This is a genomic window from Larkinella bovis (genome assembly GCF_042655385.1).
Taxonomy (GTDB): domain Bacteria; phylum Bacteroidota; class Bacteroidia; order Cytophagales; family Spirosomataceae; genus Larkinella; species Larkinella bovis.
This window is the reverse complement of record NZ_JBHSMA010000004.1, coordinates 227,307-250,387: the sequence shown is the minus strand read 5'-3', so window position 1 is coordinate 250,387 and position 23,081 is coordinate 227,307. Positions and strand designations below refer to the sequence as shown.

The 23,081-nt window shown below is 52.5% G+C and carries 21 protein-coding genes; 7 read left to right on the top strand and 14 right to left on the bottom strand.

Features of this window, described 5'->3' with window-relative positions; genetic code table 11:
• Position 1: 1 nt before the first annotated feature.
• Positions 2–1,087: an HlyD family secretion protein gene (locus ACFPMF_RS14965; RefSeq protein ID WP_379846403.1), complete on the bottom strand. Its 1,086-nt coding sequence runs from the start codon at positions 1,085–1,087 to the stop codon at positions 2–4.
• A gap of 227 nt (positions 1,088–1,314) precedes the next feature.
• Between ACFPMF_RS14965 and ACFPMF_RS14960 the strand changes: the two genes are divergently transcribed.
• Together ACFPMF_RS14960 and ACFPMF_RS14955 are read left to right on the top strand one after the other, a co-directional pair.
• Complete coding sequence (locus ACFPMF_RS14960) at positions 1,315–1,833, top strand: MarR family winged helix-turn-helix transcriptional regulator (RefSeq protein WP_379846401.1); 519 nt, start codon at positions 1,315–1,317, stop codon at positions 1,831–1,833.
• A gap of 80 nt (positions 1,834–1,913) precedes the next feature.
• Positions 1,914–3,269, top strand: coding sequence for an NAD-dependent succinate-semialdehyde dehydrogenase (locus tag ACFPMF_RS14955; protein WP_379846399.1), 1,356 nt, complete (start codon positions 1,914–1,916; stop codon positions 3,267–3,269).
• 15 nt (positions 3,270–3,284) lie between these two features.
• On the opposite strand, the gene ACFPMF_RS14950 is transcribed toward ACFPMF_RS14955, so the two are convergent.
• From ACFPMF_RS14950 to rpmG, 7 genes are all read right to left on the bottom strand, one after another.
• Positions 3,285–5,243: a sensor histidine kinase gene (locus tag ACFPMF_RS14950; protein ID WP_379846397.1), complete on the bottom strand. Its 1,959-nt coding sequence runs from the start codon at positions 5,241–5,243 to the stop codon at positions 3,285–3,287.
• Between the two features lie 70 nt (positions 5,244–5,313).
• Positions 5,314–6,624 (bottom strand): 30S ribosomal protein S12 methylthiotransferase RimO, encoded by a 1,311-nt coding sequence (rimO, locus tag ACFPMF_RS14945; protein ID WP_379846395.1) that lies wholly within the window; start codon positions 6,622–6,624, stop codon positions 5,314–5,316.
• A gap of 92 nt (positions 6,625–6,716) precedes the next feature.
• Positions 6,717–7,367 (bottom strand): PH domain-containing protein, encoded by a 651-nt coding sequence (locus ACFPMF_RS14940; protein ID WP_379846393.1) that lies wholly within the window; start codon positions 7,365–7,367, stop codon positions 6,717–6,719.
• Positions 7,368–7,373: 6 nt separating this feature from the next.
• Positions 7,374–7,856: a hypothetical protein gene (locus tag ACFPMF_RS14935; RefSeq protein WP_379846391.1), complete on the bottom strand. Its 483-nt coding sequence runs from the start codon at positions 7,854–7,856 to the stop codon at positions 7,374–7,376.
• A gap of 39 nt (positions 7,857–7,895) precedes the next feature.
• On the bottom strand, positions 7,896–8,855 hold the full coding sequence (gene ftsY, locus ACFPMF_RS14930) for a signal recognition particle-docking protein FtsY (protein WP_379846389.1): 960 nt from the start codon (positions 8,853–8,855) through the stop codon (positions 7,896–7,898).
• 137 nt (positions 8,856–8,992) lie between these two features.
• A complete protein-coding gene (locus ACFPMF_RS14925; protein WP_379846386.1) occupies positions 8,993–9,148 on the bottom strand; it encodes a DUF4295 domain-containing protein in 156 nt (51 codons plus the stop codon).
• A 33-nt stretch (positions 9,149–9,181) separates the two neighbouring features.
• Complete coding sequence (rpmG, locus tag ACFPMF_RS14920) at positions 9,182–9,364, bottom strand: 50S ribosomal protein L33 (RefSeq protein WP_111627437.1); 183 nt, start codon at positions 9,362–9,364, stop codon at positions 9,182–9,184.
• 250 nt (positions 9,365–9,614) lie between these two features.
• On the opposite strand from rpmG, the gene ACFPMF_RS14915 reads away from it, so the two are divergent.
• Positions 9,615–10,850, top strand: a complete 1,236-nt coding sequence (locus ACFPMF_RS14915) for an NADH-quinone oxidoreductase subunit D (RefSeq protein WP_379846384.1) — start codon at positions 9,615–9,617, stop codon at positions 10,848–10,850.
• On the opposite strand, the gene hpt is transcribed toward ACFPMF_RS14915, so the two are convergent.
• The gene (gene hpt, locus ACFPMF_RS14910; RefSeq protein WP_379846382.1) at positions 10,847–11,374 is read right to left on the bottom strand and encodes a hypoxanthine phosphoribosyltransferase; all 528 of its coding nucleotides are present in this window, start codon (positions 11,372–11,374) and stop codon (positions 10,847–10,849) included. The genes ACFPMF_RS14915 and hpt overlap by 4 nt on opposite strands.
• 122 nt (positions 11,375–11,496) lie before the next feature.
• Between hpt and ACFPMF_RS14905 the strand changes: the two genes are divergently transcribed.
• Entirely contained in the window at positions 11,497–12,717 is a 1,221-nt protein-coding gene (locus ACFPMF_RS14905) for a tetratricopeptide repeat protein (protein ID WP_379846380.1), read from the top strand.
• Positions 12,718–12,813: 96 nt separating this feature from the next.
• On the opposite strand, the gene ACFPMF_RS14900 is transcribed toward ACFPMF_RS14905, so the two are convergent.
• On the bottom strand, positions 12,814–13,284 hold the full coding sequence (locus ACFPMF_RS14900; protein ID WP_379846378.1) for an Lrp/AsnC family transcriptional regulator: 471 nt from the start codon (positions 13,282–13,284) through the stop codon (positions 12,814–12,816).
• Positions 13,285–13,445: 161 nt separating this feature from the next.
• On the bottom strand, positions 13,446–13,706 hold the full coding sequence (locus tag ACFPMF_RS14895) for a hypothetical protein (protein ID WP_379846376.1): 261 nt from the start codon (positions 13,704–13,706) through the stop codon (positions 13,446–13,448).
• Between the two features lie 28 nt (positions 13,707–13,734).
• Between ACFPMF_RS14895 and ACFPMF_RS14890 the strand changes: the two genes are divergently transcribed.
• The gene (locus ACFPMF_RS14890; RefSeq protein ID WP_379847194.1) at positions 13,735–15,249 is read left to right on the top strand and encodes a glycoside hydrolase family 10-like protein; all 1,515 of its coding nucleotides are present in this window, start codon (positions 13,735–13,737) and stop codon (positions 15,247–15,249) included.
• Between the two features lie 101 nt (positions 15,250–15,350).
• A complete protein-coding gene (locus tag ACFPMF_RS14885; protein ID WP_379846374.1) occupies positions 15,351–16,490 on the top strand; it encodes a ligand-binding sensor domain-containing protein in 1,140 nt (379 codons plus the stop codon).
• 118 nt (positions 16,491–16,608) lie between these two features.
• Here the strand turns inward: ACFPMF_RS14885 and ACFPMF_RS14880 are convergent, their stop codons facing one another.
• The 3 genes from ACFPMF_RS14880 to ACFPMF_RS14870 form a co-directional block, all read right to left on the bottom strand.
• Positions 16,609–17,451 (bottom strand): sugar phosphate isomerase/epimerase family protein, encoded by an 843-nt coding sequence (locus ACFPMF_RS14880; protein WP_379846372.1) that lies wholly within the window; start codon positions 17,449–17,451, stop codon positions 16,609–16,611.
• 156 nt (positions 17,452–17,607) lie between these two features.
• Positions 17,608–18,849, bottom strand: coding sequence for a 4-hydroxy-3-methylbut-2-enyl diphosphate reductase (locus ACFPMF_RS14875; protein ID WP_379846370.1), 1,242 nt, complete (start codon positions 18,847–18,849; stop codon positions 17,608–17,610).
• A gap of 70 nt (positions 18,850–18,919) precedes the next feature.
• On the bottom strand, positions 18,920–20,446 hold the full coding sequence (locus ACFPMF_RS14870; RefSeq protein ID WP_379846368.1) for a GH3 auxin-responsive promoter family protein: 1,527 nt from the start codon (positions 20,444–20,446) through the stop codon (positions 18,920–18,922).
• 198 nt (positions 20,447–20,644) lie between these two features.
• Here ACFPMF_RS14870 and ACFPMF_RS14865 point away from each other — a divergent pair, with 198 nt between their 5' ends.
• Positions 20,645–23,080 (top strand): penicillin acylase family protein, encoded by a 2,436-nt coding sequence (locus ACFPMF_RS14865; protein ID WP_379846366.1) that lies wholly within the window; start codon positions 20,645–20,647, stop codon positions 23,078–23,080.
• Position 23,081 lies beyond the last annotated feature (1 nt).

Sequence of the window (23,081 nt, the reverse complement as noted above, 5' to 3'; positions counted from 1 at the left end):
GTTATTGAACTTTAACGGCGATGTCCGTGCTCAGACCGGCGCGCAGAAGGTCCTTGTATTTCGCGGGGTTTTCAATCTCGATCTTGACCGGAACCCGCTGCGTCACCTTCACAAAGTTTCCCGATGCGTTATCCGGCGGCAACAGGGCGAATTTGGCACCCGTTGCTTCGGCCAGCGAAACCACCTTGCCTTTCACCTCCAGATTCGGATACGCATCGATTTTTACGTCAACCGGCTGGCCGACGCGCATGTGTTCCAGTTGCGTTTCCTTGAAATTGGCCACTACCCAGAACGTGGAGTCATTGACAATCGTGAACAGGGTCTGACCGGGTTGGACATATTGCCCGACAACCACGTTTTTCTTCCCGATTTTCCCGGTAATGGGGGCCGAAATGCTGGCGTAGCTCAGCCGGAGTTTGGCGTTGTCGATGGCGGCCTGTTTCACGTTGAGCAGCGCTTCTGCTTTCTGAATGCTGGCCTGCGCTTTGGCAATAGCCGCCTGGGCGACGTTTTCAGAAGTCTTAGCCAGAGCAATCTGTTGCACATTGGCTTCGTATTGCCGGGTTTGCACGTCGGCGTTATTGCGCGAGTCGTCCAGTTGCTTCTGGGTCAGAGATTGCCCTTTGTACAGGTTTTCGTCGCGCTTCAGGTCGTTGGTCGCCTTGGAAACCCGCGCCGATTGCACCTCGGCATTCGATTGCGCCACTTTCAGGTTCTGCCGAACGTTGGTCAGGCTGGCCTGGGCGGTTTGTAAATCGGCCCGGGCGGTTTGAAGGTCGGCCAGCGTTTGTTGATAATCGGCTTCGGCCTGTTGCAGGACGACTTCATATTCCTGCGGATCGATGGTGACGAGGTTTTCACCGCGTTTGACGGTTGCGTAGTCCTCAATGGCGACCTGCTGGACGTAACCGGCAACCCGGGCCAAAACCGGAGCGCTGCTGCCCTCAATCTGAGCGTTATCCGTCGTTTCGTAGTGCTGGTTGTAGCGGTAAGACTGAAAACCGTAAAAAGCAGCGGCTACCAGGACGACCAGCACGAGCAGACGCGGGAGATACTTTTTAATGGGCGTGGTTTGATCTGATGCCATTCGGGTGATGTGTTAATGAATTTGTTTTGGTAAACCTGGTTGACTATCTTCGTGCAAATGTAAATTTTGGTTAACAGATAGTCAACTTGGTTGACCATGCTTTCGCTAGCTTTAACAGAATTTTAATAAGGGCGTGCGATTGAATCAGGCGCTAAAGGAATCTATTGGCATTACTTCGTGAAAAAATTGTAACTTGTCTAGCCCATACGTACACAAAAAGGAGAGTCATGAATACCGATGGAGTAACGGTTGCCCAACCGTTTGATTTTCATTTTTTCTATCAGGAGCGTGAGCGGTCGCTGGGCCGGATCATGTCTAAAATAAAACGTTATTTAGGACGGCGCATTGAACAGCGCCTGATTGAATTAGGGTTCACGAATTTCAAAGCGAGTTATATTGCCTTTCTGGGCAATCTGGAAGCCGCTGGTATCACCAATAATGAATTGGCCCGACGGGCGGGGGTCACCAAGCAGGCGATGAGTAAGATTGTCAAACTGCTGGAAGACGATGGGTATATTTATACCATGAAGGACGAGCGGGATTCGCGTTCCAGCCTGATCTTTATCAACGAGCGCGGCAAAGAATTGCTGGTGGCGGTTTTTAATTGCATGGAAGATGTTCGTCGGGACTTTCATGCCATTGCCGGCCAGGAGCGGGTCGAACAGATGATTGATACGATGGTGCTGCTGGTGCGGGAAATCGAGAGAGATACGGGCCCGTTAACGCTGGTTCCCTGTCCTCAATAACCTTATTTCTGCCACTACTTTGCCCTGACTGCTCAATCGGTTGGGGTTATTTTTTGGTTTATGCAGAAAACCACAGCGCCATGAACTTTACATCCGTCAATCCGTACACGCAGAAAAAAATCAAAGCCTATCCGGCCCTGAGTGCTTCGGCGCTTGATCGAAAGCTTAAACAGGCCGATCGGGCCTTTATCGACTGGTCGGCGTTGTCGCTGGAAAACCGGCTTACTTATTTCCGAAAAATAGCCGCCTACCTGCGCCGGGAAAAACAGCCGCTGGGGGAATTGATAACAGCCGAAATGGGCAAAACGCTGAAAGAAGCCATCGCCGAAGTCGAAAAATGCGCAGTGGGTTGCGACTATTACATCGAAAACGCCCCGAAATTTCTCGCTGATCTGACCATTAAGACGGAAGCACAACGGAGTTTTGTGACGTATGAGCCGCTGGGCACGGTGCTGGCCGTGATGCCCTGGAATTTTCCATTCTGGCAGGTGTTCCGGTTTGCGGTGCCGTCGTTGCTGGCGGGCAATGTGGGGGTGCTGAAACACGCGGCTAACGTGAGCGGTTGTTCGCTGGCGATGGAAGAAATTTTTCGGGCCTGTGACGTTCCGGAGGGGGTTTTTCAGTCGTTGCTGATTGAGTCGAAAACCGTAGACACCGTTCTGAGAGACCCGCGTGTAAAAGCCGTCACACTGACCGGCAGCGAAAAAGCCGGGGCATCGGTGGCATCCATTGCCGGGAATCAGATTAAGAAATCCGTTCTGGAACTGGGGGGCAGCGACGCACTGATCGTGCTGGCCGACGCTGATCTGGAAAAGGCCGCCCGGGTGGCCGTGCAATCGCGGATGCAGAACGCGGGCCAGAGCTGCATTGCGGCCAAGCGGTTTATTGTCGAAAAGTCGGTTAAAAAAGAATTTACAGACCGGGTTCTTCAGCACATTCAGGCGATTCAGCAGGGCGATCCGCGGCTGGAATCAACGACGATGGGGCCGGTTGCGCGGCTTGATCTGGCCGATGCTATTGAACGGCAATGCGCCGAGACCGTCCGGCAGGGCGCCCGCATGCTGCATGGCGGGCAGCGCGACGGCTGTAATGTTCAGCCTATTCTGCTCGATAATGTCAAACCCGGTATGACGGCTTTCGATGAAGAAACGTTTGGTCCACTGGCGGTTATCGTGGAAGCCAAAGACGAACGCGATGCCATAAAGCTCGCTAATCAGTCAAACTACGGCCTGGGTTCGGCGCTCTGGACGCGGGATCTGGACCGGGCCGACCGGCTGGCGCGCCAGATTCAGGCGGGTTCGGTGTTTGTCAATTCGCTGATGCGCTCCGATCCGCGCGTGCCGTTCGGCGGGGTGAAGCTATCCGGTTTTGGCCGGGAATTATCGGAAGTCGGCATGAAGGAATTTCTGAACATCAAAACCGTCTGGATGGAGTAACGTACCGGCGGTAGGTTAGACAGCGACTTCGACGACGGTGCCGTGATCGGAGTAAATCCGGAACTGGCCGCCGAGTTCTTCAGCCCGTTTTTTCATATTCCGGAGACCGTAATGATTGTCCAGGGAACCCTCGTCGGTCGGTTTCCAGGATAAACCCGTCCCGTTGTCACTGACGCTTAACTGGAACGAACCGTCTTCTTTCGCCTGAAGCAAAACCGTCACTTCCGTGGCGTGGGCGTGTTTGACGACATTGTGCAGCGCTTCCTGCAGGATTCGAAACATGTTGAGGGCCTGAACGGAGGTTAGCGGTTGGGACAATTGGCCTTCGGTCTGAATCGTCACCTGGAGCGGTTCCAGTTGCTGGAAGTAGCGACCGACGTAGTGATTGATGCGTTCCTCAAATTCGTCCAGCGTAAAACTTTCCTGGTGGATTGCCCAGATTGTATCGCGGAGCATTTTGATGGCTTCGCGCGTGTAATCGACGATGGACCGGAGTTGCGTCGCGAGTTGATAGGTATTCGGAACCGGTTGCTTTTCAGCCTGTCGGCCGATCTGCTGCAGGCTGTTGACAATGAACGATAACTGCGCCCCCACATTGTCATGAAGATCGCGGGCAATGCGTTCTTTTTCCTGCAGGGAATCGTTTTTGAGTTGCAACGCCTGAACGTGCGCTTCGTACACCAGACGTTGCTGCTGGTTACGCTCGTCGCTGAGCAGTTCGTTGCGGTCGCGGATGAGTTTGTAACGATAGGCCAGGCCGAACGTTAGCACGACGACCTCGAACAAGGCCGCCAGGGCGTAGTTCTCGTAGCTTTCCAGAAAGGCATACGTCGGAAAGAGCCGGAGGTTACAGAGAATGATCAGAAAATTGAGCACATAAAACGGGCTGACGGCCACCAGATAGAGCCAGGCTTCCTGAACCCGGTATTTCTGAATCAGGTTGATCACGATAAACGCCCAGATCAGCGGCATCGGGAGCCAGTAGAAAACGATAAACAACCGCATCAGGGCCTGTTCCACGGCGGGTGGAACGTACAACACCCATTCGGCCAGCAAAGAGGTTAGGCAGAAAATGCCGCCCACCAGTGCAACGGTTGCAATCCGGTGCCACAGGCGGCTGGGCGTCTTTTCCAGCGACAGAAATGAGCGGACAAACAGCAACTGGAAGAAAAACAGCATCAAGGGAAACACGAAATAGACATTTCGGTTGGGCATTCGGAACTGTTCTTCGAAAAAAAACTGGTAGAGAAAACCGTCGTTAATAAAGAAATAACCGCCCAGTCCGAGAACGCACAGGATGTATTTTCCATAAATCCGGTCAAACGTAGTGAGGTAAAAAAACAGACTAATAACGGTTACAAACAGGAAAACGGCGAAAATGCCCCCCCAGAAAGCATAATCCTGGAGCACAAACGTATCAAGAATTGCCTGGGGACGGATGGTGATCGGAACCACCTGCACCCCCCGGCTTTTGAGGGCCCGGACGTAGCAGGTAACCTCCATCCCGGCGGGCAGCGTAAACGGAAACCAGAAATTCCGGTGGTAAACCATTTTCTGCGTTAGGGGCGTTTTCCAGCCGTAGACCGGTGAGGTGTAAAGAACCTGCTGGCCGTCCGTGATGTACAGTTGCAGCTCGTCGAAGGCAAAAAAATCAATCTCGCAAAATAGCGCCTGAACCTGATTCGAAGGATTCTGGAGTTTGAAACGCAGCCAGGCCGGGTACGCATGCTGGTTGCCGCTGGTATAGCCGAAATTAGGAATCGGCGATGGATGGGGCCGGAACCTGGCAGCCGTTTCCGGGCCCAGCACCGCGTCGATGGTGAGCTGGTGCGTCGTATCCTGAATAAACCAGAGGTCGTGGTCCAGCATCAGCGACTGATTGCCGGACGGAATGGGTATAACCGGTTGGTCTGCCCGAACGAAACTCGGAAACAGAAGCCCTAAAAAAGCAATAAACCGGTAGAGTGAAGCCATACCGCTCTGGTGGGTTGGCTCCAAATATACTGAAAAACCGGCTTGGTGGAGAGCGAGTTAGCTATTTTTGTTACAAAACGACTTCGCCGTAAAGGTCGAACTCATGGGCCTCCGTGATGCGGACATTGGCAAAGTCACCCGGCCGCACATACTGGCTGGCCGGAACCAGGACTTCGTTGTCCACTTCGGGCGAGTCGAATTCCGTACGGCCAATGAAAAAACCGCCTTCTTTCCGGTCGAACAGCACTTTGTACGTTTTGCCGAGCTTTTCCTGATTCAGTTCCGACGAAATGCCCTGTTGTAGCTCCATAATAGCGTCGGCGCGTTCCTGCTTGATATCGGCCGGAATGTCGTCGGGCATGCTATACGAATGCGTGTTGTCTTCGTGGGAATAGGTGAAAGCCCCCAGCCGGTCGAACCGCATCCGTTCCACAAATTCGTAGGTTTCGTCAAACATCGCTTCGGTTTCGCCCGGGTGGCCAACGATGAGTGTGGTACGAAGGGCAATATCCGGCACCCGCTCACGGATGCTGTGAATGAGGGCTTCGGTTTTTTCGCGGGTAATGCCCCGGCGCATGATTTTCAGCAGTTCCGTCGAGCCGGTTTGCAGGGGCATATCGAGGTAGTTGCAGACATTCGACCGCTCCCGCATCACCTCCAGGACGTCCATCGGAAAACCGGACGGATAGGCGTACTGCAACCGAATCCAGTCGATGCCTTCGACGTCGGCCAGGCGGTGGATGAGGTCGGCCAGCGTGCGTTTTTTATACAGGTCCAACCCGTAATAGGTCAGATCCTGGGCAATCAGAATCAGTTCTTTCGTGCCGCGCCGGGCCAGCGACTGGGCTTCTTTCACCAGTTCTTCCGCCGGCCGTGAGACATGGTGACCGCGCATGAGGGGAATGGCGCAGAACGAACAGGGGCGGTCGCAGCCTTCGGCAATTTTCAGGTACGCAAAATGGGCCGGGGTTGTTAGAAGCCGTTCGCCTACCAGTTCGTGCTTGTAATCGGCTTTCAGCGTTTTGAGCAGACGCGGTAATTCGTTGGTGCCAAACCAGGCATCGACCATCGGAATTTCAACCTCCAGTTCATCCTTGTAGCGGTGTGACAGGCAGCCCGTTACATAGACTTTATCGACCACACCAGCATCCTTGGCATCGACGTAGCGCAGAATGGTGTTGATCGATTCTTCCTTCGCGTTATCGATAAAACCGCAGGTGTTGATGACGACAATATTGGCATCGTCTTTCTTCGATTCGTGTGAAACGTTGTAACCGTTGCCTTTGAGTTGGGTAAAAAGCACTTCGGAGTCGACCAGATTTTTGGAACAACCCAGCGTGACAATATTGATTTTATTCGAACGTAATCCTTTTGTTTTCAAAATAGTAAAATGCTAAGCTCCAAGGCGATGACCGTCCTGACGCAACACCGGGAATTTTTGCAAAGTTCGGAAAAGTACAATTCAGGAGAAAGTTATGGCGCAATTATCCACGGAATTTTATGCGGGACCCGCCGGATCGGGACGGTTTTGAAGTAGGCCTCCATCACATACGGAAGAAAACTTCTATTGTCATTCAGGTAAACGGGCTGCCCGTTCTTTAATTGGAAGATGAAATACGCGTAACCAGCGACCATTTTGCCCGACGAAAGGCCTGGGTAATGTTTTTCAATTTTGTCGAGATAATCCGCTGTGATCCGTACGGTTTCATCCTCCGTCGTGATTTCTATACTTTGGTCGGTTGGGTCCAGAGTGATCGTCTTTCCTTTGGTAATCAGCCAGTATTGGGATTCCAGTTGGAAAAGGCGGACGCACCACCATAAGGTGTAGGTAAAAACAGCCAGACCGCCGGCTGCAATAATTCCTTGCCAGTAGACCTGGATCGCCGGTAACAGTACGAATAGGCAGGCATACAGACCGAGTACATTCATCGGTACGAAAAAGATCAAAAACAGAAAGTCGAAACGCGTAAAGTATTCCCGTTTCGTGACTTCGTACACTACTTTGATCGATAGCGGGGACTCTTCACCCCAGGCTTTCGCCGGATACCGGATCAATCGGTAGATAACCCAGCCGAAGGGAAACAGAACGGCCGTGGTGATCAGAAAGGTGTTCAATACGTTCATAGCCGGTTAATATACCGCCTGATACGTAATTTCAAACGTGATCGTGGATTGGCGGTTTTTCTCGACCGTTACCGGGAAAATGTTATTGTCGCCGTCGAACAGGTTGGCGTATAAACCCTTTTCCTCCTGCACGAAAACCGAGTAGGTACCCGCGGGGAGGCTGACATAGAATGTGCCGTCCGGGTTGGATTTGACTTTTTTAACGAGCCGGGTTTTGACGCGGGCGTAAAAACCGTCTTCCGTTGGTTCGGTCTGGTCGGTTTTGGTTAATTCATAAATCAATACCTCGCGAACCACCGGCTGGCCTTTCGGCTGCGGCCGGTCGGGGCCGGGCATGTGGTTGCCCGATTTAAAAATAACCGTACCGCAGATGCCCTGCAGCGGTTTCCGGGCCGGGCTGGTTTTGCAAGCGATTGTAAAAGCCGTTACAACGACCCAGACTGCCCAGAAGGGAAAGCAATTAGCAGGTTTATTTCCATTACCAGTCATTATATATGAACTTAACCGGTGGAATTTGAGAATTATTTTTTACACTTTCTTAAAAAAAGAATCGACAAATTCCATCTTGCTGAACGTTTGCAAATCGTCGATTTTCTCGCCGACACCAATGTATTTGACCGGGATCTTGAACTGATCCGAAATGCCGATGACGACACCGCCTTTGGCCGTTCCGTCCAGTTTTGTGATGGCCAGGGCCGTTACGTCCGTAGCTTTCGTAAATTCCGTCGCCTGAATGAAGGCGTTTTGGCCCGTGGAACCGTCGAGGACGAGCAGGACTTCGTGCGGAGCTTCGGGCAGGAATTTCTGCACGACCCGTTTGATTTTTGACAGCTCGTTCATCAGGTTCACTTTGGTATGCAGCCGCCCCGCCGTGTCGATAATTACCACGTCTGCGTTCATCTCCACGGCTTTTTTAACGGCATCGAAAGCCACCGCCGAGGGATCGGTATTCATCCCGTGATCGATCACCGGAACACCCACGCGCTGGCCCCAGAGCTTCAGTTGCGAAACCGCAGCCGCCCGGAAGGTGTCACCCGCGCCCAGCACCACTTTCTTGCCCCGTTTATGATACTGCGCGGCCAGTTTACCAATGGTAGTGGTTTTACCAACCCCGTTGACGCCGACCACCATGATGACATACGGTTTTTTTCCGGCGGGCAGGGCAAAATCATCGTCGACATCAATGGATTTGTTTTCGGACAGTAAAGCCGCAATTTCTTCCCGCAGAATGCGATCCAGTTCGTTGGTGTTAACGTATTTATCGCGGGCGACGCGTTCTTCGATGCGCCGGATAATCTTAACGGTTGTGCCTACGCCTACATCAGAGGTAATCAGGACTTCTTCCAGCTCGTCGAGCACCTCATCGTCAACGGTTGATTTGCCGACGACCGCACGGTTGAGTTTCGAGAAAAAACTTTCTTTGGACTTCTCCAGTCCCTTATCGAGTGATTCTTTTTTTTCCTTCGAGAAAAAATCAAACAGACCCATTGTGTAGACGTTAGACTTTTGATGGTAGAGGATAAGGCGACGGTTTCAGAACCGGGCCTTTTGTCTCGAACAAAGATAAAAACAAAAAAGTCCCACCGAGGACCGAGGGACTTTGAATTAGCATACGTACTGAAAGACTAGCTCTTCAGAGCCGCTTGTACTTCTTCCAGCGGGACCATTTCTTCTCTAAAGGTGTATGCACCGGTTTTCGGTGATTTTACGGCTTTGATAATCTTTGCGAAGTTCTTACCGCCACCTTCCTTCTTCAGGGTTGCAACTACTTTCTTTGCCATCTTGGATCGTCGGGAGCAGTCCCGCAGTTACGATTATTTAATTTCTTTGTGAACGGTTACGCGTTTCAAGTTCGGATTGTACTTTTTCAGTTCGATCCGGCTCGGCGTATTCTTGCGGTTTTTGGTCGTGATGTAGCGGGAAGTCCCCGGAATATTCGTGTCCTTCTGCTCCGTGCACTCCAGAATTACCTGAATTCTATTGCCTTTCTTAGCCATTGCTGTAAATTTTTCTCAAACAGGAACGCAAAGGTAAGATAAAGTCTTAAGAACCACAACGGTTGGTTGTGAAATAATTGCGAAAAAGCCTGCGGAAACAGTTTACGGTTTACGGTTTCTGGTTTACGGTGCGGTTTCGCGCCATCGGGTTTGCTGCTCACCCACCGGTTCTTGTGTACTGAAAACGGAAAACCGTAGACCGTAAACCGGATTTGATTTTTGCCCGCCCGCTTCCGACCTTTGGCTTACGATGACCACGCAAACCGTTCAATACGAATACCAGCCCGGCCTGTTTCAGGCGTCCGAGCCGAATAAATATACGCTCGATTCGCTGGGCGCCGGGAAGATGATCCTGAACATGGGGCCGCAACACCCGTCGACCCACGGCGTGCTGCGACTGGAAATCGTTACGGATGGCGAGATCATTGTCGATGTGGTGCCGCACCTGGGCTATCTGCACCGCTGTTTCGAAAAACACGCCGAGTCCATGCCGTTTAACCAGACGCTGCCGTTTGTCGACCGGCTGGATTACATGGCGGCCATGAACAGCGAACATGTGTTCTGCATGGGCGTGGAGCGGATGCTGGGCATCGACAAGGACCTGCTGAGTCGCCCCGACGGTCGGCGGATTGAATACATTCGGGTGCTGGTAGCTGAGCTAAACCGGCTGGCGTCGCACTTTGTCGCCATTGGGACCTACGCGCTGGATATTGGGGCTTACACGCCCTTTCTGTGGATGATGCGCGACCGCGAACACCTGCAACGGATGCTCGAATGGGTCAGCGGGGCACGAATGCTCTATAACTACATCTGGATTGGCGGTTTGTATTATGACCTGCCGATCGGCTTCGAGGAGCGGTGTGCGGAGTTTCTGAAATACCTGAAACCGAAGTTGCTGGAGATGCAGCAACTCGTTTCTGAAAACAAGATTTTCGTGAAGCGGACGGCTAACGTGGGCGTGTTACCATTGTCCGTCGCTATCAATTACGGCTGCACGGGGCCGGTTTTGCGGGCGTCGGGCCTGCGGTACGATTTACGCCGGGTCGATGGCTATTCGGTGTATCCCGAACTGGATTTCGACATTCCGATTGGCGAAGGGACCGTCGGGACGCTGGGCGACTGCTGGGACCGCAACTACGTGCGGGTGCTGGAATGCTGGGAGTCGGTGAAAATTGCCGAACAATGCCTGGTGCAACTGACGGGCGATCTGAAGCGAACCCGGGATTTTGATCCGCAGGCCCTTGTGCCGAAGAAAATCCGGCCGAAAGCGCAGGAGTTTTACATCCGGGGTGAAATTCCGAAAGGGGAGCTGGGCTTCTTTTTCCGGGCCGACGGGCGGTCGGATGTGCCGTTCCGCTGCCGGGCGCGCTCGTGTTCCTACCACAACCTGTCGGTGATCAGCGAGATTTCGAAAGGGGCCATGATTGCCGATCTGGTCGCCATTATTGGCTCCATCGACGTGGTCATGGGCGAAGTGGATCGTTAAGCCAGCACGAAGATTTCCTGCGCATTGCGCCCCAAACCGTCGTAATCCAGCCCGTAACCCACCACAAACTGGTTTTCGATTTCAAAACCGACGTATTTGACGGCAACTTCGACTTTCAACGCTTCCGGCTTAAAGAGCATGGTGGCGATTTCGAGCGAGGCCGGTTGCTGATCGGCCAGCTGGCGCGAAACCTCCTGAATCGTCAAACCGGTATCGATAATATCCTCAATCAAAATGACATCCTGCCCGGCCAGCGATTCGCCTAAACCGAGCACTTCCCGGACAACGCCGGTCGACGCGGTTTGCTGATACGAACTGACCCGAATAAACGTAACCCGGCATGGAATGGTCAGGTGCGTCATCAATTCGGCGGCAAAAATGAAGGCGCCGTTGAGCACCACCACCAGCAGCGGTTCTTTGTCGCGGTAGTCCTGATTGATCTGGCTGGCCAACTGAACAATCCGGTTTTTCAGCTTGTTTTGATCGATAAACGGGACGAACGTTTTGTCTTTAATGGTCAGCATACGGTGCCAGTTGTGCAAAAGTCAAAGGTAAGGCATCCGGGGGGTTCGTAAAAACTTTTGGTTGCGTAAACTGGAAATTCAAAAACTTCGTTGATAGGAGACCATACTAGTGTCCTGAAAAAATGAAAAAAAGCATTCTTGTTCTAATCGGCCTTTTGTTGACCTTCATGGCGCAAGCTCAGGTCTACTCACTGGCTGATTTTGACAAAAAATACGACATGTTGCTGAAGCATCCCGGCGTTCAGATCGAATCGGCGGAGGCTATCAACAGCTTGTATAATTACAAATTTTACGAAGCCGACAAGGAGTTTCACTGGCTCCGGCTCCGGTATCCCGATCATCCGATGCCGTACTTCCTGATGGCCCTGGCTGAGTGGTGGAAGATTGTGCCGAATACTGAAAACACCGACTTCGACGACAAGTGTCTGGCGTATCTGGACACGACCATTACGAAGGCAGAGAAGTTGTATGATACCAAAGACAACAAGGTAGAACCCTCGTTTTTCCTGGCGGCCGCCTACGGTTTTAAGGGCCGCCTGTATTCCGAACGGAAGAAGTGGGCGAAGGCCACCTGGGCCGGAAAAAACGCGCTGAAATACTTCGACAAGTGCAAGGGAAATGGCGATTTGACGCCGGAATTGCTCTTTGGCGACGGGCTGTTCAATTATTACGCCCAGTGGATTCCGAAGAATTACCCGGCCCTGAAACCCATTCTAATGTTTTTCCCGAAAGGCAACAAAGCGGAAGGCATCCGGCAACTGGAGTTAACCGCCAACAACGCTTTTTACACCCGCACGGAGGCCCGGTATTTTCTGCTCCAGATTTACAGCATGGAGAACGAATACGGTAAAGCCTATGATCTGGCGAAATACATGTGGCAGCAATACCCGGATAATCCGTACTTCGAACGGTATTATGCCCGGACGGCGTTCGTGCGTGGCTACAGCAACGAAGCAACGGCGGCTGCCAGCAGCATCCTGAGTAAAATTGAGCATGGCATGGATGGCTACGAAGGCGTGGGCGGGCGGACAGCGGCTTACATTCTGGCGTACAACCACCACCACTATTTTCGCGATCCGGCGAAGGCCAAACAATACTACCAGAAAACCATTGATTTTGCCAAACAGACCAATTCCTACGATGCGGCTTATTACTGGGCGTCGGTGCTGAGTCTGGGGAAAATTGCGAGTTCGGAGAAGAACTACGACCAGGCACAGGCGTATTTCAAGGAAGTGATCGACAAAGCCGACCGCAAATCCAGCCAGCACAAAGAAGCCAAAGAGGGCCTGGATAACCTGAAGAAAATCCGCAGAGAAGAGCGAAGAAAGGGAAGAAAAGGGTAAAGTAGCAATTAAAAAATTAAGAGTTATGAGTTAAGAGTTATGAACGCGTCAGCAACCGCCGGACGGCCCCGTCATAACTCTTAACTCTTAATTCCATCAGGGAATGGGAAGTACTTTGCTTTCTTTGAAGGTCGAAAGAATCACCATCGTTTGGGTATTGGCAACCTCTTCAATTTCGTTGATTTTTTCCAGCATGAGCACCTGGTACGAAGCGATATCCTTGGCAATTACTTTCAACAGGAAGTCGCCCGAACCAGTGATATGGTGACATTCGATGATTTCCGGAATCTCTTTGACGGCATTGACGAATGATTCTGTTACCTGTTTTTTATGGCCCACCAGCGACACCTGCACGAAGGTCGTGACACCCAGACCTACTTTATCCCGGTTGAGTTGAGCGTGGTAGCTCTGAATGATTCCCGAAGTTTCTAATTTTTTAACGCGCTCGAGCGTCGGAGCTGGTGATAACCCTATTTCTTTCGACAGTTGAGCGTTGGTGATTTTGGCGTTTGTCTGTAAAATTTCTAATACTTTCCGATCGATCTGATCGAGTTTGATGCTTGACATAAGAGTAGAGAACTTAAAATTTTATCCAACCAATCTGAGATCGCACAAAACTAAACACAATCCTTGTATTTTTATAAAAAAATATGGATTTTTTACTAAAAAGTAAAATAATGATTGGTTTTACGGCCTCATTTTCTGCTCAAAATTACTGTATACAATAGTTATACCAAATACTGTTCAACATTAATATGGGCCGTTCTTAATTTTTTTCCAAATAATATTCGGTACTTAAAAGGCGGTTTTCCCCGTTTGGCATTTTCTGTAAAAACCGCTTTCTTCTTAAAATCCAAAAACTTACGGCTGCCTTCCGGCGCGTTGGCGGAAGGAATAGGCAATAAACCCGATACCAATAAAGTTTGAAAGACGAAGGGGTTCTTCCGTATCTTTGACCATTCTCTTTTCGTGATCAACCGTTTGTGCATGCGCTTTTGTTACCGGGCTCTCTTGGCTGTGTTTGTTTGTCTGTTCTCTGGGCTATCCGCTACGTTGGTGGCGCAGAATCCACCTAAACGGGAGTTTCGGGCGGTTTGGATTGCAACGGTGGATAACATCGATTGGCCGAGCGTACGCGGCATGCCCGCCGACAGCCAGCGGGCGGAGTTTATCAAGATTCTGGATCTGCACCAGCGGGCGGGGATCAACGCGGTAGTTGTGCAGATCCGGGCGGCTGCGGATGCTTTTTATGCCAAAAGCTTCGAGCCCTGGTCGTTCTGGCTGACCGGCAAACAGGGCCTGCCCCCGGTTCCGTTTTACGATCCGCTCGAATTCATGATTCGGGAAACCCACGACCGCGGCATGGAATTTCATGCCTGGTTTAACCTCGACCGCGCGACGTTCAGTAAGCTTTCCGTCGTGACGTCCGACCACATCAGCAACCGCAAACCGGAGTGGATGCTACAGTACGGTGGGCGGAAACTCTTTAATCTCGGGTTGCCCGAAGTTCGGAACTATGTCACCCGGGTTGTAACCAATATTGTTCGTAACTACGATGTGGATGGCATTCACTTCGACGATTATTTTTATCCGTATGGCATTGCGGGACAGGTCATCCGGGACGAAGCCACGTATAAGGCGTATGCCAACGGCATGAACCTCCAGAACTGGCGACGCGAGAACATCAACCAGCTGATTCACCAGCTTCGGGATTCGATTCAGACCATTAAACCGTATGTCAAGTTCGGAGTCAGTCCGTTTGGCGTCTGGAAAAACCGCAGCCAGGATCCCGAGGGGTCGGAAACGACAGGCGGTTTAACGTCTTTTTTTGACCTGTATGCCGATACCCGCAAGTGGGTGCGCGACGGATGGGTCGATTACATTGCGCCCCAGGTTTATTTCAGCACGGATTTTCAGAAGGTTCCGTATCGGTTATTGACGGACTGGTGGGTGAAAAACGGTTTTAATCGACACCTCTATATTGGGCAGGGCGCGTTTCGGATCAATCGCTCGACGCCCCGCGACCGCGCTTGGAACGATCCGAACGAAATGAGCACGCAACTGAACTACAACCGCCAGTTCAGTCAGATTCACGGCAGCATTTTCTTTAGCTCCAAGTCGTTGACCGACAACCTGAACGGGGTGCGGGATACCTTACTGACGAATTTTTACCGCTATCCGGCTTTAATTCCTCCCATGCCGTGGAAAGATCCGGAACCGCCTTTGCCGCCTAAAGAGCTGAAAGCCAGTTCCACACCCGAAGGAGTGGAGCTGTTCTGGACGCAACCCGATCCGGCCCCCGACGGCGATAAGGCCCGGTACTACGTCGTCTACCGGTTTGACCGGAAGGATAAAATCGATACCGAAGATCCCACCCGGATTGTAGCCATTTGCGTAGGTGAGAATACAACCCGGTTTATCGATCGTACCACCTCACCGGATAACCGTTACATCTACGTCGTTACGGCCCTGGATCGTCTGCACAATGAAAGCGCGCCGGTTCAGGTTAACGTTCGGGCGTCGGAGCAGTAAGTCAGCAACTTTTACATTTCGTTCACCTTCTTTTACAGGGTTTTGTTGACCGGTTTTGGGCCGGTATTAATTTGCCGATAAATCCAACCGGAATTCCCATGATGAAAGGGTTGCTTGACGCCGTTGCTTCCTACGGCGCAGTTCTTCTTTTCGCCTTCGTTTTTTCAACGTCCGGCTACGGCCAGGCTGGGCCAAACGCGCCCAGGGGCGGCCCCGGCAAGCGCCCATCAATTTGGGAAGGGCAACCGAAACTGATCCGGACGCAGGGTGTTGAGTCGGGTAATGTTGGCTGTGAGTTACAGGATAAAGCGGGTAACCTTTGGTTTAGTACCGGAGGACAGGGCGTTTATCGCTATGATGGAAAGTCTTTTACCAATTTTACAACCCGGAATGGACTGAGTGATAACGAGGTGAGCGTAATTATAGAAGATAAAGCGGGTCATATTCTCTTTGGTACGAAAAGCGGTATCTGTCAATATGACGGGAAAACGTTTACGAACTACTTAAAGCCGGGCCTATTGGCGAAGGTTCGGATTACTTGCCTGTTCGAAGATCGGGGCGGTAATCTGTGGTTTGGAACGATGGGAACAGGGCTTTATCGGTACGACGGTCGAACCCTGACTAATTTCCTGAATAATGATGATCATCCTTTCAATCTGGGAGCTCATTATCAGCTAATCATGGATATTCTACAGGACCGAAACGGTGTTCTATGGTTCTGCTCGTGGAACGGTGGGGGTGTTTGGCAGTATGATGGAAAATCGTTCAAAAACTTTTTGCCCGCTGCTGAATATTACCGATCGAATGAAGACCAGCGATCCGCAGCTTCCTACGTGCCCAAGGTGACTTATCCGCTGTCCAGGGAACATCTTACGGACGATATGATCTTTTCGATGGCAGAAGATCGGGCGGGTAATCTGTGGTTTGCCACCAGAAGACACGGCGCCTGTTGTTACGATGGGAAATCATTCACCAGTTTCCGGGAAAAGGAAGGCTTTGTGAGTTATGGAATCACTGCCATTCTGGAGGATAAAAAAGGGTATCTCTGGCTCGCTACCGATAAAAATGGCGTATTTCGTTACGACGGAAAAACGTTTAAAAACTATACGACGAAAGACGGCCTTGTCAATAATTCGGTTCGGAGCATTTTGGAGGATAAAACGGGTAATCTGTGGTTTGGCACCCGAGCGTTTGGGTTGAGCCGTTATGATGGAAAAACCTTCATCACTTTTTCGGAATAAAGACCGGCCCGAACCACCGGTTTTCCAATCCGTACTAACGGTGGGAAAAATAAAAAGGAAAGACTTTCACCGGTTTTACCCGAAGTCTTTCCTTGCTTATCCCGTTTGCTCTAAAAACCTATACGGTTTTCAGGAAGGCGAGCCCTTTGACGGCAATATCTTCGCCGGAGGCTTCGATGTCGCGCCAGATGGCGGCCGCTTTGGCGATGGCTTTCACTTCGGGCGTAAACGACTCGATCACCAGCTGGCCTTTGAAATCAATGTCTTTCAGCGCTTGCCGGATCGAATCCCAGTCGATGTGGTCGTTACCCGGAATCCCCCGGTCGCAACCGCAGCTGTGCAGCAATTCCAGCCGTGCCCCGGCTTTCCGGATCGCGTCGGCCTGGAACTTTTCTTCAATGTTCATGTGGAAGGTATCCAAATGCAAACGGACATTATCGCTCCCTACCAGATCGGCCAGTTCAATGACCTGATCGGCGGTATTGATGAAGTCCGTTTCGAAGCGGTTGAGCGGTTCGAGTGCAATTTTTAAACCTTTGCTCTGGGCGTAAGCGGCCAGTTCTTTCAGATTTTTCACGACGGCTTTCTGCTGTTCGGCATACACGTCTCTGGGCGTAGCCTCGGCCCGACCCACACTGGAGTACAACGGCCCCACCAGCATCTCGGCCCCGATGATTTCCATAACATCCAGCAACCCTTTCAGATACGTCATGGCGTTTTGCTGCTGTTCGGCGTCCCCGCGAAAATCCCGGTCGGGGCCCATGGCGGCACAAACCGTCTTGCAGCCCAGCTTGGCGTCGAGGAGGGCTTGTTTAACCAGTTGTGGATCGACGTTGGCGGGATCTTCCAGGCCGATTTCGACGGTATCGAAACCCCATTCAGCAAATTTTGCAAACCACTTCACGCTCTCATTCGTGAAGGGTGACGTAAATAAAAACGTGTTGATACCGATGGTGTACATTCTGATGATTTGTTAATGATCTGGTTTACTACGGCGGTTTTCAGGCATTCCAGACCGGGGTCGGGCCGCTCGTAGTCGTTCTTTCTTTCAGACAAAACAAAGAACCGGCGGTCTACTTTTTACTGCCATCGGCTGACATTTGTCCGGATTTCTTATTCAGGACGCAAACCGCTGTTCTACGTCTGCCATGACATCAGCCACCGGCCGGGCCGTCGGGAAGAACGAAACGATCTTCAGCAGAATGCCTTCGACCACCGCATCCGGGCAGGAAGCTCCGCAGGTTAGTAAAACCGTAACCGGTTCCTGATCGGGCAGAAAATGCTCGGTCACTACTTCCTGTTTGGTGGACAGATTAAAATGCCGGATTAACGTCCGGGACAGGATTTTTTGCTCCGTTTCAATGAAATACGTCGGCAGTTTTTCATCGCACAACTCGACAAGATGCTGGGTGTTGGAGCTATTGTAGCCGCCCGCAACGATGGCAAACTGCGCCGGATTGGTGAGCAGGGCGTACGTCGAATCCTGGTTGTCGTTGGTCGCGTAGCAGAGCGTGTCGCGGGTGTTGGCGAAGCGGTTATCGACTTCCTCCGGCATCAGCCGGTAATGATGAATCATGACGGTTTTCAGGTAGTCGGCAATGTGCTGCGTGTCCGACGCCAGCATGGTCGTCTGGTTTACAACACCGATGCGCTGTAAATCCCGCTCCGGATCAAAACCGACCGAATACTGACCGCTGAATTCGTGGTAAAACTGCTCCCGGGGCGATTCGCCGGTAATATAGGTTGCCAGCCGTTGGGCCTGCTTCATGTCTTTGACCACCACCGTCGGGGCGGCTTCCTTGCTGTGCGAGAACGTTGCCCGGGTTTCTTCGTGCGACGGTTTTCCGTGAACCACTACGGTATAGTCTTTCTGGCCGATCTGGCTGGCTTTGTTCCAGACTTTTTCGACAAACGGGCAGGTTGTATCGTATTGCTCGACGTTGAGGCCAATGTCCGTCAGGTTCTGCTGGATTTCCAGCGTAGTGCCAAACGCCGGAATCACCACTACGTCGTCGGATCGCAGCTCGTCCCACGGAATAAGCTGTTTTCCGGAGGTTTCCATAATGAACCGGACACCCCGCTCCTGCAAATCCCGGTTGACATCCGGGTTGTGAATCATTTCACTCAGCAGAAAAATGCGTTTCCCGGTATTCTCGGCAATGGCTTTGTAGGCAATTTCAATGGCGTTTTCGACACCGTAGCAAAAACCGAAGTGCCGGGCCACCAGAAATCGTACCGGCCCAAAATCAAGTTCGGTGGCCGTAAAATCGCGCTTGAGTTTATCGCGCTTCCGGCGAAATTCTTTCAGCGGACTGATGATATGACTGCGGTAATAAGCCGGAATATTGAAGGATTTCATTCACGCAAAATTAGACAGACTCCAGAGGAAGAACAACGGCCGGAGCGGCATCGTTCAGGAAAACCGGTTTTCAGGAAAACGTTGTCAGGCGACCCAGAATATCGTCGAGGTATTCCCGGCTGTTGCTCAGGCGCGGCACTTTATGCTGTCCGCCCAGTTTCCCCCGGGTTTTCATCCAGTCGTAAAACGTTCCGCGCGGCACGGCGTGAACGATCGGCGGTTTCAGCACCATGTCGTTATACCGTTTGGCGTCGTAATCCGAATTGACCTGCCGGATCGTCTGGTCGAGGATGGTGCAGAACCGGTCGAAATTGTTCGGTAGGCTCGAAAATTCGATGATCCATTCGTGACGCCCGTTGGTGCCGCTGCCCATGTACACCGGTCCGGCGGTATAGTCACTCACCGTCGCGCCCGTCGCTTCGCAGGCCCGCGTAATGGCGGTTTCGGCATTTTCGATGATGACCTCTTCCCCGAAGGCGTTGATAAAATGTTTGGTTCGTCCGCTGACTTTGAGCCGGAACGGGTAACGCGAGGTAAACCGGACCGTATCGCCGACGCGGTAGCGCCAGAGGCCGCCGTTCGTCGAAATCACCAGCGCGTAATTTTTATTCAGTTCGACCTCTTCGATGGTCAGCGCTTTCGGGAACGGCTTGTCGGCTTCCTCCATCGGCACAAACTCGTAGAAAATACCGTAATCCAGCATGACCAGCATTTCGCCGACGCGCTTCAGATCGTCCTGAATGGCAAAAAAGCCTTCCGATGCGTTATAGATTTCGAGGTAATTGATGGCCGAGGACGGAAAGACTTCGTTGGCAAACAACTCCCGGTAGGGCTGAAAAGCCACCGCCCCGTGAATGAATACTTCGAAATTTGGCCAGACTTCCAGAATGTTGCGTTTGCCCGTGAGCGCCAGCACCCGCTCCAGCAACACCAGCGCCCAGGTCGGTACGCCCAGAATGCTCGTGACGTTCTCGCGGGCGGTCATTTCGGCCATCCGGTCGATTTTCTCTTCCCACTTATCCATCAGCGCCACATCGATGGGCGGAGTCCGGATGTATTGCGCCCAGGGCGGCAGATTTTTCATGACCACCGCCGATATATCGCCCGCATAACCGTGCTGTCCGTACGGATTTTCGTGTAAACTGCCGCCAATAGAAAGACCCTTTCCTTCAAAAGTCTTGGTTTCCAGTCGATTGGCGACGTAGAGCGCCATCATGTCCTTGCCGCCTTTGAAGTGGCTTTCGTCCAGCGATTCCTGCGAAACCGGAATGAATTTACTGCGGGCATTGGTCGTGCCCGACGATTTGGAAAACCAGTGAATCCGGGAGGGCCAGAGGAGTTTCTGCTCGCCCTTCATGGTGCGTTCGATGTACGGAAACAGGTCTTCGTACGACGAAACCGGCACCCGCTCCTGAAAATCGCGGACCGTACGGATGGAGTCATACTGGTGTTCACGACCCCAGTGCGTATGGCGCCCCTTGCTGATGAGTTGACGAAAAACCGCCTGCTGCACCTCCCCGGGTCGGGCCATCATCGCTTCAATGCGCGGCACTCGCCGGAGCAGCAGCCATTTCAGTGTCGTATTGAGCAAGGTCATAGCGAAGGCGTAAATCTGATTCAAATTTACTAAAAATGTTGCATTAAGAAGTACTTTGCTTCATAACCTGATTCGGCGGTAAATGTTGGTTGGATAATTGCGGGACAAGGCCGGTAAAAGCCACCGTTTTCCTGCTTTTGTTGGGATAAAAGCAGGAATAAATTTTCTTTGTAACAGGGCGTCCCTGTCGTTTCGTCTATGAAGATAGCAAAAGCACTTTTGAGTCTGTTGATTACGACGGGTTTAATCCTGGCCCTGAATCAGCCGTGGGGGACGATGCCGGCATTGGGCCGCCTGCTAAGTCCGTACGAAGGGTTCTGGCAAAACGCCGAAACCGCTGATGAGGCTTCCGTCCGGAAGGTGTCGGTGAAAGGAACCCGCGACGAGGTGACGGTTTTATACGACGAGCTGCACGTACCGCATGTTTTTGCCAAAAATGAGTATGACGCTTATTTTGCCCAGGGCTACGTAACCGCCCGCGACCGGCTCTGGCAGATGGAGTTCCAGACCCACGCGGCCGCCGGCCGGATTGCGGAAGTGATTGGTGAGCGCGCCCTCGAACTCGATCGGTACAACCGGCGACTCGGCATGGTTTACGGAGCCGAACAATCGCTGGAGGGCATGACGAAAGACCCGGTTTCCAACCTGCTGCTGGATGCGTATACGGCCGGGATCAATGCCTATATTAATCAGCTAAAACCGGCCGATTATCCCCTTGAATATAAACTGCTGGGGTATGCTCCCGAACCCTGGACGCCCATCAAAGTAGCGTTTCTGCTCAAACAGATGACGCAGACGCTGGCGGCCGGTGCCGACGATCTGATGATGACCAACGTCCGGCGACACCTTGGCCCGGAACTGACGGCCAGTCTGTTTCCGGATTATCCGTTCAGGGAAGATCCGATTATTCCGGTGGGTACACGCTGGGATTTTACGCCCCTCAAGGTGCCAACTCCGCCCGCAGACGCCGAAACCGACAGCAGCGTGGCCCTGAACTGGCAACCGCATGACCCTGGTATTGGCAGCAATAACTGGGCGGTGGGGCCGCAGAAAACCGCCAGCGGTTACCCGATTCTGGCGAATGATCCGCACCTGAATCTGAGTTTGCCGTCCATCTGGTATCAGATTCAACTGGTGACGCCGACGATGAATGTCTACGGAGTTTCGCTGCCCGGTGCGCCCGGCGTAATTATCGGTTTTAACAAGGATGTCGCCTGGGGGGTCACCAACGTCGGAGCCGATGTGCTGGACTTTTACAAAATCCGGTTTCGGGATAACCGGCGGCAGCAATACTGGCACGACGGGCAATGGAAACCGGTTCGTCGGCGGGTGGAAATCATTAAAGTCAAAGGAAAACCGGACGTAGCCGATACGGTTTTGTACACGCACCACGGCCCGGTGGTGTATCGGCCCGACGAAAAACCGGCCCGAAACAATTTCCCGGCGGGCTACGCGGTACGCTGGATTGCGCACGAGCGGGATAATGGTGTTCAGACCTTTTATTGGCTCAACCGGGCCAGGACCTACGACGATTACGTCAAAGCCTTGTCGTATTACGCGGCCCCGGCGCAGAATTTTGTATTCGCCAATGCCGAAAAAGACATTGCGATTTCGCCCAACGGGCGGTTTCCGCTAAAATGGCGCAATCAGGGCAAGTTTCTGCTCGATGGCACCAACCCGGCCCATGACTGGCAGGGCTGGATTCCGGCGGCCCAGAATCCGCGGGTGAAAAACCCGCCGAGGGGTTTCGTGAGTTCGGCGAACCAGTTTTCTACCGATCCGACCTATCCGTATTACATCAACTGGGAATTTGAAACGTCCGACCGTGGCATGCGCATCAACCAGCGGCTGGCGGCCATGCAAAAAATAACGGTGGACAGTATGCGCCGGTTGCAAAACGATGTCTACAACCACCAGGCGTCAACGTTCCTGCCGGTTTTGCTGCCACGTATTCAGGAAGCCAGCCTGACCGAGCCGCAGAAACGGGCGCTGAAAACCGTGCGGCAGTGGAATTACCAGCAGGATACGGCTTCGGTTGCCGGAACGATTTTTATGGAGTGGACAACCCACCTGGACCGGTTTCTGTGGGCGGATGATTTTCCGGATGAGGCTGACCACCCCATGCGCTATCCGAGTCCCGACCGCACCTTACACCTCCTGACCGCAGAGCCGAATGCCCGCTGGTTTGATGATATTCGCACGAAAAACCGGACGGAAACCATTTCGGATATCGTGACGGCCAGCTTTCAGTCGACGGTTGATTCACTGGCGAAACAACACGGGCCGGTGGGCAAAAGCTGGGCCTGGGCCGGGCATAAGGCAACCGGCATTCGGCACCTGATTCCGGGGCTGGATGCATTCAGTGCACTGAATGTGCAGGTGGGCGGAGGGCGCGGTATCGTCAATGCTGCCGGACGCCGGGCGGGGCCGTCGTGGCGGATGGTGGTGCAAACCGGGCCGCAGCTCAGCGCGTACGGAGTCTATCCGGGCGGTCAGTCCGGCAATCCCGGCAGTCCGTATTACCTGAACATGCTCGAAACCTGGCGACAAGGGGAGTTGTACGAACTGCTGTATCTCAAGTCGGCGACCGATAAAAATTCGCGCATCCAATCTACTTTAATTCTAAGTCATTGAA